This window comes from Flavobacterium gelidicaeli (assembly GCF_013294005.1).
GTDB lineage: Bacteria > Bacteroidota > Bacteroidia > Flavobacteriales > Flavobacteriaceae > Flavobacterium.
In genome coordinates, this window is the sequence record NZ_JABSNK010000004.1 from 261,405 (window position 1) to 279,467 (window position 18,063).

Annotated in this window: 18 protein-coding genes and 1 tRNA gene; 2 read left to right on the top strand and 17 right to left on the bottom strand. The window is 32.2% G+C overall.

Going from position 1 to position 18,063, the window contains the following annotated elements; genetic code table 11:
- Nucleotides 1–40: 40 nt before the first annotated feature.
- The 5 genes from dapB to HNP99_RS07905 all read right to left on the bottom strand — a co-directional run bounded on the left by dapB (nt 41) and on the right by HNP99_RS07905 (nt 3,558).
- Complete coding sequence (gene dapB, locus HNP99_RS07885) at nt 41–742, bottom strand: 4-hydroxy-tetrahydrodipicolinate reductase (protein WP_173852832.1); 702 nt, start codon at nt 740–742, stop codon at nt 41–43.
- Nucleotides 743–799: 57 nt separating this feature from the next.
- Nucleotides 800–1,366 (bottom strand): DUF5683 domain-containing protein, encoded by a 567-nt coding sequence (locus HNP99_RS07890; protein ID WP_173852833.1) that lies wholly within the window; start codon nt 1,364–1,366, stop codon nt 800–802.
- Nucleotides 1,367–2,266, bottom strand: a complete 900-nt coding sequence (locus HNP99_RS07895; RefSeq protein ID WP_173852834.1) for a ParB/RepB/Spo0J family partition protein — start codon at nt 2,264–2,266, stop codon at nt 1,367–1,369.
- A gap of 4 nt (nt 2,267–2,270) precedes the next feature.
- Nucleotides 2,271–3,038: a ParA family protein gene (locus HNP99_RS07900; protein ID WP_173852835.1), complete on the bottom strand. Its 768-nt coding sequence runs from the start codon at nt 3,036–3,038 to the stop codon at nt 2,271–2,273.
- A 445-nt stretch (nt 3,039–3,483) separates the two neighbouring features.
- Nucleotides 3,484–3,558, bottom strand: a tRNA-Pro gene (locus tag HNP99_RS07905).
- A 160-nt stretch (nt 3,559–3,718) separates the two neighbouring features.
- On the opposite strand from HNP99_RS07905, the gene trxB reads away from it, so the two are divergent.
- Nucleotides 3,719–4,666 carry a thioredoxin-disulfide reductase gene (gene trxB / locus HNP99_RS07910; protein WP_173836907.1) on the top strand — a complete coding sequence of 316 codons (948 nt, stop codon included), beginning with the start codon at nt 3,719–3,721 and terminating at the stop codon, nt 4,664–4,666.
- Nucleotides 4,667–4,741: 75 nt separating this feature from the next.
- Here trxB and HNP99_RS07915 read toward each other — a convergent pair whose 3' ends face one another.
- The 5 genes from HNP99_RS07915 to HNP99_RS07935 all read right to left on the bottom strand — a co-directional run bounded on the left by HNP99_RS07915 (nt 4,742) and on the right by HNP99_RS07935 (nt 9,142).
- Nucleotides 4,742–5,575 (bottom strand): GIN domain-containing protein, encoded by an 834-nt coding sequence (locus HNP99_RS07915; protein ID WP_173852836.1) that lies wholly within the window; start codon nt 5,573–5,575, stop codon nt 4,742–4,744.
- 86 nt (nt 5,576–5,661) lie between these two features.
- Nucleotides 5,662–6,402 (bottom strand): head GIN domain-containing protein, encoded by a 741-nt coding sequence (locus HNP99_RS07920; RefSeq protein WP_173852837.1) that lies wholly within the window; start codon nt 6,400–6,402, stop codon nt 5,662–5,664.
- A gap of 2 nt (nt 6,403–6,404) precedes the next feature.
- Complete coding sequence (locus HNP99_RS07925) at nt 6,405–8,171, bottom strand: PspC domain-containing protein (protein ID WP_173852838.1); 1,767 nt, start codon at nt 8,169–8,171, stop codon at nt 6,405–6,407.
- A gap of 5 nt (nt 8,172–8,176) precedes the next feature.
- A complete protein-coding gene (locus HNP99_RS07930; protein ID WP_007136354.1) occupies nt 8,177–8,506 on the bottom strand; it encodes a PadR family transcriptional regulator in 330 nt (109 codons plus the stop codon).
- 180 nt (nt 8,507–8,686) lie between these two features.
- Nucleotides 8,687–9,142, bottom strand: coding sequence for a DUF4870 domain-containing protein (locus HNP99_RS07935; protein WP_173852839.1), 456 nt, complete (start codon nt 9,140–9,142; stop codon nt 8,687–8,689).
- Nucleotides 9,143–9,360: 218 nt separating this feature from the next.
- Between HNP99_RS07935 and HNP99_RS07940 the strand changes: the two genes are divergently transcribed.
- Nucleotides 9,361–9,813 carry a DUF4442 domain-containing protein gene (locus HNP99_RS07940; protein ID WP_173852840.1) on the top strand — a complete coding sequence of 151 codons (453 nt, stop codon included), beginning with the start codon at nt 9,361–9,363 and terminating at the stop codon, nt 9,811–9,813.
- A gap of 54 nt (nt 9,814–9,867) precedes the next feature.
- On the opposite strand, the gene HNP99_RS07945 is transcribed toward HNP99_RS07940, so the two are convergent.
- From HNP99_RS07945 to HNP99_RS07975, 7 genes are all read right to left on the bottom strand, one after another.
- Nucleotides 9,868–10,119 carry a hypothetical protein gene (locus HNP99_RS07945; protein WP_173852841.1) on the bottom strand — a complete coding sequence of 84 codons (252 nt, stop codon included), beginning with the start codon at nt 10,117–10,119 and terminating at the stop codon, nt 9,868–9,870.
- Between the two features lie 88 nt (nt 10,120–10,207).
- Nucleotides 10,208–11,593: an exonuclease domain-containing protein gene (locus HNP99_RS07950; protein WP_173852842.1), complete on the bottom strand. Its 1,386-nt coding sequence runs from the start codon at nt 11,591–11,593 to the stop codon at nt 10,208–10,210.
- Between the two features lie 79 nt (nt 11,594–11,672).
- A complete protein-coding gene (locus HNP99_RS07955) occupies nt 11,673–12,449 on the bottom strand; it encodes an XRE family transcriptional regulator (protein ID WP_173852843.1) in 777 nt (258 codons plus the stop codon).
- A 244-nt stretch (nt 12,450–12,693) separates the two neighbouring features.
- A complete protein-coding gene (locus tag HNP99_RS17695; RefSeq protein ID WP_254596836.1) occupies nt 12,694–14,466 on the bottom strand; it encodes a glycerophosphodiester phosphodiesterase family protein in 1,773 nt (590 codons plus the stop codon).
- Nucleotides 14,467–15,333: 867 nt separating this feature from the next.
- A complete protein-coding gene (locus HNP99_RS07965) occupies nt 15,334–16,341 on the bottom strand; it encodes a DNA-processing protein DprA (protein ID WP_173852844.1) in 1,008 nt (335 codons plus the stop codon).
- Nucleotides 16,342–16,366: 25 nt separating this feature from the next.
- Nucleotides 16,367–17,329 (bottom strand): phosphoribosyltransferase, encoded by a 963-nt coding sequence (locus HNP99_RS17625; RefSeq protein WP_217424402.1) that lies wholly within the window; start codon nt 17,327–17,329, stop codon nt 16,367–16,369.
- Nucleotides 17,330–17,336: 7 nt separating this feature from the next.
- Nucleotides 17,337–18,005, bottom strand: a complete 669-nt coding sequence (locus HNP99_RS07975) for an HAD hydrolase-like protein (RefSeq protein ID WP_173852845.1) — start codon at nt 18,003–18,005, stop codon at nt 17,337–17,339.
- Nucleotides 18,006–18,063: the final 58 nt, after the last annotated feature.

Genomic DNA, 18,063 nt, shown 5'->3' on the forward strand with positions numbered 1-18,063 from the left:
TATATTTAAAGTTGAGGCAGTCACGCCTTTATAGGCAAAATTATTTTAGATCCAGTACGTCTTTCATGGAGAATATTCCTTCCTTTCCAATGATCCATTCAGCAGCTATTACAGCTCCTAGTGCAAATCCCTCACGGTTGTGAGCAGTATGTTTTATTTCAATACTATCCACTTCAGAATTATAGTTTACGGTATGTGTTCCAGGAACACTACCGATTCTTTTTGCTTCAATATGAATTTGGTTAGCTTCAGGATTTTGTAAAGTCCACGCTGTATAAGTACTGTTTTCTATAATTCCTTTAGCTAAAGAAATAGCCGTTCCGCTTGGTGCATCTAGTTTTTGTGTGTGATGAATTTCTTCCATTGTCACATTATAGCTATTTAGTTTAGCCATCATTTTAGCTAGATATTCATTAAGTTCAAAAAAGATGTTTACACCAAGGCTAAAGTTAGAACTGGAGATAAAAGCACCTTTTTTATCTTTGCATAACTGTGCCATAGCATCATAATGGTCTAGCCATCCTGTAGTTCCTGAAATTACAGGTACATTTGCATTGAAACAATTTGAAATATTACTAACAGCAGCCAAAGGAACACTAAAGTCTATAGCTACATCCGCATTTTCAAGTCCGTCGTAACTATTGTTTTGGTCTTTTTTTAGGACAATCTCATGTCCTCTTTCAAGAGCAATTCTTTCGATTACTTGGCCCATTTTGCCATATCCTAAAAGTGCAATTTTCATTTGATATATTTTTGATAATTTATAAGAAAGGCCAAAAAGAAGGTTTCTTTTTCGATTCTAAAAACTATAGTTAAGTGTTAGTCCTACGTTTGTTCTATATGTTACATCATTTGGGTAAAGAACAGGTTTAAGAGACAAATTTCCGTCAACATTAAACTGCAATAAAGCAGCATCAACATTAGCGTCTATAATATTTAAAGCGTAAAATGCTGCAATAAATAATGCAGATAAATCTCTATTGCGTTGATACACTTTTTGAGCAGCAATTAAACGGCTGTCATCTAAATTAGATAAACTATCATCAGTATATCCTTCTAGTCTACGTTTATAAGCATCTCTAAATAAATGGTATTTTTTATTGCTATCTAAATAGAAATAAAGGCTCGTTCCTATAGCACCATATACTAAAGGAATTTTCCAATATTTTTTATTATAAGCTTGCCCTAGACCTGGAAGTATGGCAGAATAAAACGCTGCTTTTGCTGGTGTAAGTGGATCAATATTGTTACTAGTTGATTTTAAGGTGTCTTTTACTGTTACAGGTAAAACTGTTTTTACCTGCGCTAAAGCAGAAAAGCTACTTAGAATAAAAAATAATAATCCTATGTGCGTTAACTTGTTCACCTATTTTTTAATTAATTCAAGTATTCTATTAAAATCCTCTTCTGATTGAAACGGAATTGTGATTTTTCCTTTTCCATTACTAGCAACTTTTACATCAACAAGATTTCCAAAGTAGTCATTGAAAACCTTCTTTTCGGAGGGGTTAATTTCAAATGAAGCTGTCGCGGGTTTCGCTGTTGTTTTTGGTTTTAAGCTTTCATGGTAGTTTTTAACCAAAGCTTCGGTATCACGAACAGAGAGATTTTGACTTACAATTTTATGATAAATATCCGTTTGAATATCTAAATCTTCAATATTAATTATAGCGCGACCATGTCCCATACTAATAAAACCATCACGAATTCCGGTTTGGATAATTGGGTCCAGTTTTAATAAACGTAAGTAATTAGCAATTGTAGAGCGTTTTTTTCCTACGCGATCACTTACTTGCTCTTGAGTTAATTGAATTTCATCCATTAATCGTTGGTATGAAAGAGCAATTTCAATTGGGTCTAAGTCATGACGTTGAATGTTTTCAACTAATGCCATTACTAATGATTCATTGTCATTAGCGATACGTATGTATGCAGGAACGGTAGTTAATCCCACTAAAAGAGAAGCACGTAAACGACGTTCTCCAGAGATTAACTGAAATTTATTATAGTCTAATTTACGAACAGTAATTGGCTGAATAACCCCTAGCTCTTTAATAGAAATAGCTAATTCTTTTAAAGAATCTTCATTAAAATTGCTACGCGGTTGAAATGGATTTATCTCAATAGCACTAATTTCAAGCTCAATTATATTTCCTACAACTTTGTCAGCGTTTTTATCATTAACGGATTGAATGTCGTTTTCTGGATCTTTTAATAATGCTGATAATCCTCTTCCTAAGGCTTGTTTTTTAATTGCTTTTGCCATAAAACTATTTACTGTTTTTCTTTATAATTTCTTGCGCTAAGTGCAAATAATTGATTGCTCCTTTGCTTGTTGCATCATAGTTAATGATACTTTCTCCAAAACTTGGTGCTTCACTAAGTTTTACATTTCTTTGAATGATAGTTTCAAAAACCATATCATTAAAATGTTTTTGAACTTCTTCAACTACTTGATTTGACAAACGTAATCTTGAATCATACATAGTCAATAGTAATCCTTCAATATCAAGGTCAGGATTATGTATTTTTTGAATACTTTTTATTGTGTTTAATAATTTACCTAAACCTTCAAGTGCAAAATATTCACATTGAATAGGGATAATTACTGAATCTGCGGCTGTTAACGCATTTAGAGTTAGCAAACCAAGAGAGGGAGCACAGTCAATAAGTATAAAATCATACTCGTCTTTAACGCTTTCTAATGCTTTTTTAAGCATGTACTCTCTATTTTCTTTGTCTACCAATTCGATTTCGATGGCAACAAGGTCAATATGTGCAGGAATAACATCCACGTTAGGAGCACTACATTTAATGATGGCTTCTCTTGGGGTATTACTGTGTTCTAAGATTTGGTAAGTGCCTATTTCTACGCCCTCAACATCAATTCCTAATCCTGAGCTAGCATTAGCTTGAGGATCGGCATCGATAATTAATACTTTTTTTTCTAAAACGCCTAGGGAAGCTGCTAGATTTACTGATGTTGTAGTCTTTCCAACTCCTCCTTTTTGATTAGCAATCGCAATGATTTTGCCCATGTGTTTCTATAAATTTTGAACCGTAAAAATACAATTTATTATGGTTTCTAAAAATCTATTTTGTTAACATTTGTTAAACATTGATTTGTTGGGCTTTGATAAAAAATAGCAAGTACTTTGCAAGTACTGATTTTATAGGTGATTCTCGTAAAAACGCTTATTTTATTGGGATTCAGTACTTTTTATAAACAAATAAAATTTAACCGAATTGTTTTTTTTGAAAGAGGAGCATTACGCTATAATTGATCCTTAAGGATTATAATATTTTTTTTAAGAGTGTAAATTATTAAGATAGGAGTAAGGTTTTAATTGAAAATAAAATAAGAATATCCAATTGTCTTTACTAATTATGTGATGCTAAAAAATAATTTAAAGTACAGAAAGACTTTGAAAGTTGGCTTTAAGCCAAAAAAAAAGTCTTTTCAAATAAATGAAAAGACTTTTGTCGGGGTGGCAGGATTCGAACCTGCGGCCTCCTGCTCCCAAAGCAGGCGCGATAACCGAGCTACGCTACACCCCGTAAGACGGGTGCAAAGATATAACATTTTTTTACTTTTGCAAGAATTAAATTGAAATAGAATGTAATTATTTTTAAATAGCTAAAATTGATGTTTTTATGTGTATTTTTTTTCATTAAAAAACTACATTTGTAACTTCAAAAATGAATTAAAAATAAGATTATGTCACATACTATCGAAAAAATAAAATGCCTTATCATAGGTTCAGGTCCTGCAGGATATACTGCCGCTATTTATGCTGCTAGAGCAAACATGAACCCAGTTTTATATCAAGGAATGCAACCAGGTGGGCAATTAACAACTACAAACGAAGTTGAAAACTGGCCTGGAAACCCAATTGGAATTACAGGACCAGAAATGATGGTGCAGTTGCAAGAGCAAGCACAACGTTTTGGTACTGACGTACGTGACGGATGGGCTACTAAAGTAGATTTTAGTGGTGATATTCACAAAGTATGGATTAATGATACCATCGAATTGCATTGCGAAACGGTAATTATTTCTACAGGAGCTTCAGCTAAATATTTAGGATTGGCATCTGAGCAACACTACTTGCAAATGGGTGGTGGAGTTTCTGCTTGTGCTGTTTGTGACGGATTCTTTTATAGAAATCAAGAAGTAGTAATTGTAGGTGCAGGAGATTCTGCTTGTGAGGAAGCACACTATTTATCTAAACTTTGTAAAAAAGTTACTATGTTAGTGCGTAGCGAAAAATTTAGAGCTTCTAAAATCATGGAAGAACGCGTACGTAAAACAGAAAATATTACAATTTTATTAAACCACGATACTCTTAGAGTTTTAGGAGACGAACAAGTGGTAACAGGGGTAGAGGTTTTAAATAAAACTACCGAAGAGACTTATGAGATTCCAGTAACTGGTTTCTTTGTAGCGATTGGGCATAAACCAAACACGGATATTTTCAAGGATTACATTACACTTGATGAAACAGGTTATATTGTAAGCGTACCGGGAACTTCTAAAACAAATGTTGCTGGTGTATTTGTAGCTGGTGATGCTGCAGATCACGTGTATCGTCAAGCAATTACTGCTGCGGGTACAGGTTGTATGGCTGCACTAGATGCTGAAAGATATTTAGCTTCAAAAGAGTAATCAATAAGTATAATAAATACAAACAGCCCCATTTATCAACTGATAAATGGGGCTGTTTGTATTTAAGTACAATGTTTATTTTATTTTCTTCAATAATTTAGCTTCATCCGTAAATTTCCTAAGATCGATTTTTCCGTTTCCGTAAAGATCAATTTCTGACTTGTTAGATGCTTCAATTATAACTGAAGTATCTGCACTTACTGATGCCTCAGAATAACTTTCGGTTTTTATAACCATATTTTTTACCGCTAACTTATTTGCAACTAATTTTGCATTGTGGTCTAATCGTAATGTTGCGTTTGCTGCGTCTCCTTCAATTTTAGCATCTGATTTTTGATATAAATCACAAGTTAAATCAGTTGATGATAGTAAAGATTTTAAAGAGCTGTCTTTACTCAGAACGATTTTTGTTTTCATCGCTTTCAAATTCAACTCAATTTTTGATTTATCATCTGCTTCTAGCGTAAAGTATTTTGCATTAGCATTCATGAATATTTTTGAATTGTCAAATGATTGTACATCAAGCGTGTCAACCATGATTTCTTGAATGGCATTTATTTCAGCTTCATTTTTAGAGATTATGGATTTCAAGTCACTAGTGTAAGTTATTTTTACCATTAATTTGCGGTACCTGCTTGCTTCTTTATTCGTGTAAACATGAAGCCCTTTTGCATTAGCATCAATAACAATAATGTCATGTAAGTTATCATCAGCTTCGATTTTAATGCCTGCTATTTCTCCTTTCTCAAGATGTACTTCAAGGTTATCTTCTATTAACAATGAGCTAAAGCTTGAAATGTCTTTTAACTCAGTAGTTACTTTTCTGGACCCCTTTATTTTTTCTTTTTTTTGTGCTAGAGCCACCGTAGTAAATAAAGTTAGTAATAGTATCGTAGTTAATTTTTTCATTTTCATTTTAAATTATGATTTTGACAAATATAAAAAAAATCATCCACGATTGATGGATGATTTCTTCATTAATATAGTCATTTATTTTAGTCGATGTCAATGCTACCGCCAGAACTAGTTTTTCTCTCTATAGATTTTGGAGTCTTAACATAGGTGATTGATCCACCACTTGATGCTTTTGCTTTTAAGCTTACAATAGGATTTACTTCTATAGATCCTCCACTGGATGCTTTTGCGCTAACTTCATTTGCATGTAAATCTTTAGTTTCAATAGACCCACCGCTAGAAGATGTTGTTTCAAGAAATAAAGCCAAACCGTTTAGGTAAATACTACTTCCGCTTGAGGTTTTGCACTTGATTTTATCAGCTTCAACTTTTAAGTTAATATCTGCAGCACTTGAACTAGTGATGTCAATAGCATTGCTTTTTAGAATATTAACATTACTAACGGTAGAGGAGCTTGAGGCTTGAATTTCGTCAATGATAGGCATTTTTACAATTACTTTTTTAGAGTCAACATCAATAAAAGAATTGTAATCACTGCTAATAATTAAAACGCCGTTTTCAACTTTTGTAATAATGTTTTTTTGTAAATTATCATCTGCCTCAACAGTAACTTCAATTTTGTCTGACTGTTCAATAACAACATCAATGGCATTGCTAACATCAACACTAGTAAAGTCTTGATCAATTGTTCTTCTTTCTGTGGTTACGTTTCCGCTTCCTGTGATTGATTTTAAATTAGTCGAATAATTACATGAGGCAAAAAGTAGTGCGGTTAGGGTAATTAAGATAAATTTAGTGATGATTGTGATAATTTTTAGCATGATTATTTGGTTTTGATTATGATTCCATCTTTGTTTATTCTTAACTCATGTATATCTTTACTTGAACCTTTAATGCTGTCATTAGTAATAGATAAACCATCTTTATTGATAGTAATCGAGTTATTTTCTTTGTCCTCTATATGTATGTTTATATTTTCGTTATCGTAATTATCATCTGTATCATAATCATCCTGTTCATCTGCAGGACAATCTAGACATTTTACTTTAGATTCAAATACTTTGTACAAGTACTTGTCTGAACTGTGGTGTAAGTTAAAGAAGTCGTCATTAGATCTATCGTAGTTTCGAACGCTTGAGTCTACTTGAAATAATGTTCCTTGTGGTAGAAATAACGTGATTTCAACTTCTTGATCTCTATATTTGTTTTTGATATCAGTAATTAAATAATTATCTAAAATTAATTGATTGTTTACAATTTTATAATGGTATTTAATTTGCTCTGCTCTTCTTTTAGCTTCTGATAACGAGGATCCTTTAGCTTCTTTTTCAATTTGAATGTATGCTGTTTTATCATCAGTGCTTTCAATTCTAAAACGCACTTGGTTGGAGTAAATTATGTCGTTGTTAAGTGAGTCTTGAGTAATTTTAAAGTCATTGCTATCATTTACATTTTTGGCAAAATAATCATTGTGCACAAATTTAATTTGTAAAGTATCTGTGGCTTGTAATGCAATATTTTGTTTTTTTACAATTCTACCATCATTTGAAAAAGCTGATGCTTGTTTAACTCCTATCGAAATCAATATTGCAATTGCAATAATCCAAAGCGCTAGTAATGTAGATTTAGCGATATTCCCTATAGATTTTAAACTTGGAGATACTAATTTGAATCCTAAAAGCGTCAAGAAAAAACTCGGAATAGCAACAGCAATGAAAACTAATAATCCAAAAACCCAAATAGGATAATCAGTAAAGTTTCCAGATTCAATGAATTGATGAAAAGGAAAGTTGTTAAAATGAACTGAACCTAATGTTAATGCGCCAACTAAAAAAGTAATAATTAAAGATAGGCCAGAAAGAATTAAAATAATTCCAAGAAACTTAGCAAAAACTTTAAAAACATTCATGATAAAGTCACCAAAAGTACTTCCTAATCTTGTAGCGCCACTTTTAATTTGGTTACCATATTTATCGTAATCAGCATTTTTTATTTTATCTGAAACATTTTCAAATTCCTCTCGAACTTTTTTTTCAATATTCGAAATATTTACTGGTTCTCCAGTCATTTCAAGCTTTTCTGATGTAGTTACCGCTTCAGGCATCACTACCCAAAGAATAATGTAAGCCAAAACTCCAGTTCCAGCACCCCAAACTAATAATATCAGAAGGACTCTAATCCATACGGCTTCAATCCCAAAATAATGTCCAAGACCAGCAGCAACACCACCTATCATTCCTTTGTCTTTATCGCGGTATAATTTTCTTGATTTTCCGGTAGTGTTGTAATTGTTTTGATTAAAATTTTGCTGTGTAGCATTATCATCTTCAATAATGTAATCCTCAGGTTGTCCCATTACGGCAATCACTTCATCTACATCTTTTAAGCCTACAACATGTTTTTCACTGCGTTGTTTTTCAGTCAATAATTCTGATACGCGCATTTCAATATCTTTGATAATCTCTTCATGTCCTGATGAGTTGGATAAAGAACGCTTTATAGCGTCAAAATAACGGGTTAGTTTTTGGTATGCATCTTCATCAATATGAAAAAACATTCCTCCTAAATTTATATTTACTGTTTTGTTCATGGCTATTATTTTTGGTTGGTTATTAGGTTTACAGCATCAGACAGTTCTGTCCAAGTACCATTTAATTCGTTTAAAAAAGTTTGTCCTATTTCAGTCAGGCCATAGTATTTTCTTGGTGGTCCTGATGTTGATTCTTCCCAGCGATAACTGAGTAAACCGTCGTTTTTTAATCTCGTTAGTAAAGGGTAAATAGTTCCCTCAACAACTAGTAATTTTGCGTTCTTTAAAGTGTCTAATATTTCTGATGTGTATGCGTCTTTTTCTTTCAATACAGATAAGATGCAAAACTCAAGAACACCTTTGCGCATCTGGGCTTTTGTGTTTTCAATGTTCATAATTTCATTTTTGTTTGTGGATTAAACTGTTCATTCTTTGATTGATTTTTGATGATTGTAATGAATTTTTTAGAAGCTAATCCTGCTATCCGCTATATCTTTTATATCTTGAACTAGTTTTCAAAATCTTGAAACTTGTTCAAGATATAAAAGGATGTCGCTTCTATCAGGGCTAGGCGACTATTTTATAAAGTTGATTGTTGCAGGGTATTTAAATAATTCTCCATTTGATGTTTTGATAGCTGCATAAACAATTAAAAAGAACTCTGCTACTTTTATTGTTGCAGCTAAGAACAGTGCTATAAATCCAGCGGTGATTAACCCGATGTTACTGCCAAAATCAAAATGATTACTAGAGAAATGGTCTTGGGTAATTATAGTTTCAAACGGAATATTATTAAAAATTGTAAATAAGAAACAAGGAACCGCAATCGAGATTAAAATTAAACAATACATTAATAAACTCAGTTGAAAATTTAAAGCTTGCTTCCCGTTGTAATCTACAAACTCCGAAGAGTCTTTTTTTGTAGACCATATTAAAATGGGAAAGATATAATTCCCAAACGGAATAAAATATTGCGTTAACATGCTCAAGTGAATAAATGTTGCTGTGTTTTTTTCGGTTACTGTTTTCATTTTAATGTGATTTTGATTGCTAATTATTTTTTTTGATTGATGATTGAAACTCCAGTTTCTTCCTGCCTTTTCGGTTACCTAGTAATTTCTTATGCAAATATATGGTTAAAAAACAGTATCTTGTATCGCATAGTACCATATGTTAACATTTTTTTAACATAAAAAAATATTATGTGTGCATAGTATTTTTTTGTAGATTAGCAAAAAAACCAGTCATAATGAATCTTACAGCTTCAAAACTTAATAAATTCTTACTCTTTAAGTTACCCTCTGCTTATATTGCAGGAGTACGAGTAAAAGATATCGACGAAAAAAAATGCGTTGTATCAGTTAAACACCGTTGGATCAATCAAAATCCATTTAAATCAATGTATTTTGCGGTTCAAGCAATGGCAGCCGAGTTAACAACAGGTGCCTTAGTAATGTATCAAATACATAAAAGCGGCAGAAAAATATCAATGTTAGTTGCTAACAACAAAGGGAACTTTACAAAAAAAGCAACAGGACGTATCAATTTTATTTGCAAAGACGGTCTTATTATAGAAAATGCTATCAATGCAACTATCGCTACTGGCGAAGGCCAAACTTTCTGGATGAAATCTATAGGAATAAATGAGGACGGAATTCAAGTATCAGAAATGGATTTTGAGTGGAGTGTGCGTCTTAAATAACTACCTACCTGTATTTATTGTATAAAAAAATCCTCCCTAGGGAGGATTTTATATTTATGATGCTTTCTTTATACAGCATTTCTTATCTTCTTTGGTGGCTGTTGTAGCCACACATTTTTTACCTTCAGCTTTGCATTTTTCCTTGCATTTAGCAATTTCAGCAACAGTCATTGTTTTTGCGTCAGCAGTTTTTATACAACATGTCTTTTCTTTAGTTACTTCTTTTTTAGCAGCAGTCTTTTTTTCTTGAGCATTTGTACTAATAGCAAATAAAACAAAGGCAGCTAGGATAGTTATTTTTTTCATGGTTTTTTAATTTGTATTAACGTCCAAATATATAAAAAAAATCGAAACGATTTGAGGACAATAACTTTACAGATGTAGTATTTTAAAATTAAAATTCGTGCTCTTCTTGTTTTTCAAAACGAACCTTCTGAGGGTATTTTTGAATGAAAGAAAAAATCAATTGCATGATGTACTGATTTGTAGGATATGCAATCATGTGATCTTTAATTTCTGATAAATCATTAATTGCGATATCATTCTCTATATATCCCATGCCATAAAAATGTCCTTTTTCAACCCAGATATAACTGCGTTCTTCATTAGTTCTTCCTTTATCTACGATAGCAAAAGTAGGTCTTTTTTCTAAATAGAAAGCTATTGCTGCCTGTACTTGGTCGTTGTGTTCCTCAATATTAGGGAGTTCTTCTTGATCACTTTGTAAAGGGAAAACCCCATCAGGCATGCTTCCATATTTACAAAAACGATGATCAATTTTAAACTGCTGTGCTAATTCTCTAAGTGAATTTATTCCGTTGTATATCGTATCAAATGTCTCTATGCAGCTCTGGTTTTTGGCTATTTTACCAATGGCTAAATACCTGTATCCATTTCTTGCCTCATATTCAAATAAGCCATATTTTGGCTCAAAGCGTTTTAACGCTTTATTGTAAATTGGCCACAGTTTTTTTATTTCGATACATTCCAATAGTAACGCCATCATTTCGGTTCCACAGATTTCAAAAGTAATGGCACATATATCCTTTAGAAAATTTTGTCTTTGCGGAGTAATTTTATGTCCGCTAAAATGGGATGCTACTCTTTTCTTTAAATTAATCGCTTTCCCTACATAAATTACTTTATTATGTTCATCATAAAAATAATAGACACCAGGTTTTTCAGGTAATTGATCAAAATCTTCTCTTGGTAGGTTAGGAGGTAAGCGTTGCTCTTGTGAAGTCTTCTTAATCATTTTGTCCATCTCCTTGTTAGTATCCCATTCTAATAATCGAGAAAAAAGAATGGCAGTTGCATCGGCATCACCACCTGCTCTGTGGCGGTTTTCTAAATCGATATCGAGAGATTTACAAAGTCTTCCTAAGCTATAGGAAGGTATTCCGGGTTTAATTTTTCTAGACGCTCTTACAGTGCATAATTTTTGTGCTGTCCATTTAAGTCCTGCTCTTTCTAGTTCATGGCGTACAAAAGAGTAATCAAAATTAACGTTGTGCGCAACAAAGACACGATCAGATAGCAGTTCAAAAACTTTGTCTGATACCATCTCAAATACTGGAGCATCGCTAACCATTTCATTAGTGATTCCGGTTAAGGCAAAAATAGCTGGCGGTATGTCTTTTTCAGGGTTTATTAATGTTTCCCAGCGATCAATTACTTTTTCACCATCGTGAATGACTATTGCAATTTCAGTAATTCGGCTATGACTAGCATTGCCTCCAGTGGTTTCAATATCAACGATAGCGTATTCTTGCTTTTTCATTAATGGTGTAATAGGGTAAAAATTCAGTGTGTTAATTGGGGTGTTTTGATGTAAAGAGAGTGTGAAATTAAAAAGTAATTTAATTGGTTAAACCAATACTGTTTTTTACTTCTTTAATGTCTCTTTTTAATTCTACAAACATGTTTTTTATTGCATCATTCTCTAGAGCTTCGGTTTTTTTGTCACTTTTAGCAATGCTGCACTGGTATTCCCAAATTTCGAGAATATCTGAAGCTTTTACTTCATATGCAGGATAGAAATAATTATCGGATGCGACCACCAGAGCATTTTTTTTATTTTTATTAAGGCGTTTATATACCATGCCTTCATTTCGAGTGATTAGAATATACGTTTTGCCATCTAAAACTTCGCCTAAATGCTCAACATACCTGCCTACAATTATGTCACCATCTTGATGGGGAGGCATTGAGTCTCCCTCAACGGGAAAGCCACGGTATTTTCCAACACCTAAAAAGGGTAACGAAATTTGCTGTAATTGCTCAATGTATTCCGGGTCAGCATAGCCGCTTAAATACCCCGCTTTTACTGTTTGAGTAACAACTTCAATTCGGTTTTCACCCATCTCATCAACTTGAATAGGTAGAACTAAACGATTATTCCCAAGTTTTAATAAGTCATTGACGTCAATTTCTCGAATGTCTACTGATAATAATAAGTCAATAGTAATTTGGTAAAACTGAGCTATCTTTTTTAAGATGCTATAAGGTGGCTCCGAAGTTCCATCTTCATATTTTACATAACGTCCGCGAGTAATCATAAAGCTTTGAGCAACTTTCTCTTGCGAGATTTTATGATTAATACGTAACGCTCGAATATTATCTGAAAATAGGGACATAACTAATTTGTTATAATTTATAACAGCAAAATTAGTGAAAAATGTTTTAATCTGTACTAATTTTAAAATATAAACTTTCAACTAGCTATAGTTATGCTATTAATGCAGTTTTTAATTTTTTTTAAATACCGTTATCAATTAGTTTTCGAATATAATATGCAAAGGGGTGTAAGGTTCTATTTATTCTACAATTAAAGTATAACTGCTTTTTCAGGATAAAATACAGTTAGGTATTAATATGAAATTATTTCCTTAACGGAATACCGATATTAGGATAATCAGTGATAATGCCGTCTACATTCATTGTTAGTAAACGAACCATATCTTCTTTATTATTAACAGTCCACGGAATCACTTTCATGTTTTTTTGATGAATATTTTCTACCTCAATGTCATTTAGAAGCACATAGTAGGGACTGTAAATTTCGGGTATAAAAGTTAGCGCTTTCATATTCGTTTCAAAATCATTTTCGAAAGTTAAAAAGGAAAGTTGGTAATCAGGATACGTTTTATGAAGGTATTCTAATACTCTGGGATCAAAGCTTTGAATCGTAATTCGGTTTAGGGGTAAGTTGCTTTTTTTTAATTCTGAAATTAAAAGATCCGAAAAATCCTTTACGCTTGGTTGAAATCCATTAGCTTCTTCTTCAGGTGTGCTTTTAATTTCAATATTATAAAAAATAGCTGGATTTCTAGTCTCTGCATATTTTATGACTTCAGCTAGTAAAGGTTTGTATGTTTTTAACTTTTCTTGTTCTGGAAACTTAGGATTTCCAATAGCGCCTACATCGTATTTTTTTATGGTTTTATATTTGTTCTTGTAGATATTAAAAGCTAGCGCATCTTCTTTAGTTATGTTTTTTCCTTTAGCATCTAATGTAATTTCGTAATTCAACCACGGTTCATGAGAGACTACGACTTGATTGTCTTCACTAATTACAACATCTAATTCTAAAGTGTTTACACCTAAATCTAACGCTTTTTTAAATGCAGGAAGTGTGTTTTCGGGTGCTAGTCCTCTTGCTCCGCGATGGCCTTGAAGTTCAAAACCAAATTTTCGTTCTTTTTTTAGAATGACACCATCTATGAACGATGTGGTTTTATCGAAAACATTTTTCAAGTCATTAGATCTCAGATCACAAGCAATAACGTGATTTCCTGCTTCTGGAAAAGCTACTTTAATCTTTTTATCAGGAGCTGTTCCTAGGCTTTCATACATTTTTAGAATTGCAGGAACAGAGACAACTTCGTCTTGCTCTTTTTCGCTTTTATAGTAGTAACCAACAAATACAGGAACTGTGACTTTTTCAAAAGTTTGTGCGGTCATGGTACTTTTTAGCATTTTTATTAACGCTTCGTACCCATCAATGTGGTAAGAGGTAGACCAGTATTTTTGTTCCTTTTTGGGTCTGTTTTGTTTCATAATTTCGCCACCATTCATTTTTATAAAGCCGGCTTTACCTTCAGGAGTAAGAATAGAAGCAAAGGCAGGATTTTTTAAATCGATAAAAGGTGAGTACATAATTAGACCAGCAATAGATGGATCTTCGGCAGCTAATTTTAAACTCAGGGTTCCGCCTGTAGAAGTACTTACTAAAATCACTTGTTTCCCTATTATTTTCCCTATTTCCAGTGCCTCTTTTGCGGAAGCGATATAATTTTCAGGAGTAAGATTCTTAAAGTTATCCTCTCTATTCAATCCGTGTTCTTTTAATCGAGACAAGTAAACGTTAGCATTATATGTTTTAGATAACATCGACATGATGGGTTGGCCTTCTCTATTGCTGGCGCCAAAACCATGAAGGTACACAAATGCAATAGGAGATTGTTTTTCCTTAAAATCCTTTGCCCAGATTATTCTAGCTTCGTTATCGGGTTTCAAATTTTCGAGTTTTTGTTCGGCTGCATTAATGGCAGTTTCAATCGTATTAATTGTACTTTCTTTAGTTACTATTTGTGCATTAGAAAGGCTAATAGATAATGCTAAAAGTACTGTTAATAAATGTTTTTTTATCATAATGGTATAAATTAAAAACTATATTAATCAAGATAATATAGTTTTACTGTGATTTATTATTGTTTAAAAATCGGCTTTAAGATGCACTCCATGAAATCTGGAAGCAGCATCTATAAAAGTAAGTGTTCCAAAAGCACCACCATCATTTCCTGCGTTAATAATGTGTTATTTATCTGAAAGGTTATTCATCAAAAAAGTGATTTTGTATTTTAACGCCTCTTCTCATGTTTACAATGCCATTAGCTTACTGAGAAAATTTAGTTAAGAGTCTAAGTTTTTAAGAAACTTTTATGCAATAAAAAACCCTTAAACAATTGTTGTTTAAGGGTTTGAATTATGTAGCGAGAACGAGATTTGAACTCGTGACCTCAGGGTTATGAATCCCAGATGTTTACTGTTTTTATTTTGTAAAACACTGTTAAACAGATATTTGATTTTTTGTTAATTTTGGGATTAGTTGTTTTGTCACGCTTTTCGATGTGTTTCTCGTCACTCCAATTTTTATGGGCTCAATAATAAAACTTATGGGAATGATGTCAAAAAATTAATGCCCTTAGACTACCACTATTTATTCTTCTATGCCGAAAGCATTTAGTAAACCAGTTGATTATATTCGTGTTAATGGTTAAGTGAAGTTATAGATTGGCTTTTAATGGCATAGTAATAGAAAAGATTAAGCAATACTTCGCTAAATGATAGTTTCTTTTCATTTACAAGATCTTCATAAATTGTTAAATATGAATCAGAACATTTGATCTTCTTTAACATCCAATTCCCACCATGAATATTAACTTATAATATATTCATCTTAGACTGAACATATTTTAAAAAAAGAAAATATTATGATACACACAATTTTAATTATTATCAATCAAATAAATTCCCCTGATTTAAATTAGTATTGCTTTTTAAAATCGACACTTCTGCTAATATTCTTGAGGTTGTCTCAATAACATTATTACTTGATATTATTGTGATATTTTTTTGTTCATTAATCAAATCTCGGTTTAAATCAAACATCGGGTTATTTTCGTCAACTTCTTCATCATATAGCACAACTCTCGCAATACCATAATCTTTTGCGTATCCCATTGCTAAACGTGCCCCACTGTCAAGTTTTTGTCCAAACATTTGCCAACGTTCAGCTGAATTTTGAGAATAGCTTGCAGCTAAAACAATTGTGTCACAAAATAATGCTTGTAAGCGGTCTCTTTCTCTATATCGACTGCTTAGTTCCATCGTGCTTTTAAAATCAGTTCCATATTCCGTAACAAGTAAACCATCTTCTTCGACGATTCTCAATGCTAAGGCTTTGTTTTTCGATGGCATTATGTTGTTTAATGGGCCTGGTAATACGGCAACAGTTTTACCTTTCGAATCTAGTGCTTGTTGATGTGATATGCTGTCGCAACCAAAAGCTAAACCGCTAACTATCGTAATGCCATTTTTTACGAATTCATCTACAATTCTCCTTTCTCTTTCTTCAATATCTCCTTTGGGATTCAACAGACCAATTACTGTAATGTTTGGATTATGTATACTTAGTAAATCTATATTACCTTTATAGTAGAGAAAAATAGGTCTTGCGCTTTCTTTAACATTGCCACGATGTAGCGGGAAATGTTTGTCACCAATTGCCACAAATCCATCACAGATTTCATCGTTAAATTTTTCTAAAATTTTTCTTTCAAAATTCTGCTTTAAATTTTCAAATTCATCTGCAGTAGTTTTTTCTCCTTTAATAGTTCTATTAAGTAAAGAAACTATCATTTCAACGCTTTCGTTACCTTTAAGATTTTTTATTATCCAAGCATTACCAATTCCTTTGTATGATTTGGTTGTTAAAATGTTTAGTGAATTTTCTGTATATTTCATTGTTTAAAAATATTTTTAAAATTTATTAAAACCTACTGACAGTTTTGCCAATGCTATAGAACAAAACGGATTTAGCACCATGATCTAACAATGCTTGTATTGCATCTTCATCTATATTAATGCTTTTAGTATAAATATCGTCTATTAGCAAAATATCTTTACCTTGTACTGCAGTTGAAATCAAACAAGTTTCCTTAGTTATCCCAATATATGGCATTCTGCCGTCACCGCCTTGATCACCTCTTAAATGAGTTGTTTTTGTGTTTATTTTTCTTGAAACAAAATCTGTTCCATTCTCCAATCCATGTATACCACCGATTACTATTTTAATAATTTGACGAAAATATAATTGATCTTGTCTATAATTTGAATCTGTTTTTGCTCGCGGCACTACGCAAACTGTTAGGCGATCGAAATCTGTTGAGGATAAAATTTTAGGTAAATCCTCTTTTAAAATTTTTTTTAATTGTTCAAGAGCAGTAGGTATCCGGTTTGGGAAAGGACTACGATCATTTTTTAAAGTCCAAATCATATTTTCTAGAGTACCTTGTACTTGCCAATTCTGTCCACCTAAATATTCTGAATGATAGTAACCTGTAATATCTTTATTTAAAAAGCTATTCTTGTTAATTATGAATTTATTTTGAAACTGCGCTTTGTACTTTATTACGGGCTCAAGTATGATATTTTCTTGAAGCTCCTTTTGTCTTTGAGATTCTTGTAATTTTATTTTATTTTTTAATTGAATCTCTTTTTGTTGTTCCTGCTGTAGTTTAATTTGTATTTCTAATACAGTTGTCTCAGAAGTTATTTTCTTAGCTGTTACTACTTTGGTTAATGCTTCGCTATCTTCATTTCGTATCTGCTTTGGATTTTCTTGTTCTTTTGGTAGAGGTTTTTCTATACAGTCCTTGCGATACGTTTTTATAATTAAAATTATAATGATGATAATAATGATAGAAACGATACTAATGGTAGGTTGTTCCATAGTGACTTTAAAGGTATTTGATTTTTATAATTTCTTGAATGCCTGCAATTTTAGCATCTTCAATTTCATTCTGTTCATTTTCAAACGCTATGACTGACTTGGGTGGAATTTTTAATTTATAAATGGCGTTCTCATATTTATTAATTTTTCGATTACCATCGCTTAATTCTCTACAAAAGATACTAGTAAAGTATTTTGCGAGTCCAAAATGCTTTAACGTTGCCATTGCTCTGTCACATCGACATTTTGTAACCAAAATTGATTTGTTTGTTCTTGAGTATTTTATCAGTATATCTACAATTGCCGTATTGAGTTTTGTTTCATTCATAATAGCGAAGTAGTATTTGTCTTTTCGCTTTATTATACTTTCGTATTCAGTTTCAGTCAAGTTAGGAATAGAGGTTCTTAGTAGGCTTCTGTTGAAACGCTGATCTTTATCGTAACTTAATTTAGTATCTAAATTTGTTACGGATATAATCGCATGCTGGTAGGCAAGGAAATTGGCAAAGTTTGTTTCAATGAGTGTACCATCCATGTCAAAAAAAAGTATTGTATCGGCCTTGATTTTATTTCTAATATCTATTATTTCTTGCGTGCCATCTTTAACCATTAGTTTATTCGTTTGTTGACGCTTTTCTGAAATTTTACTAAAACAAAACAGGTATATTTCTTTCAAATATAATACAATTGAGTAAGAAAATAACGATTAAGATAAGCTTTTATCATTTTTAGCA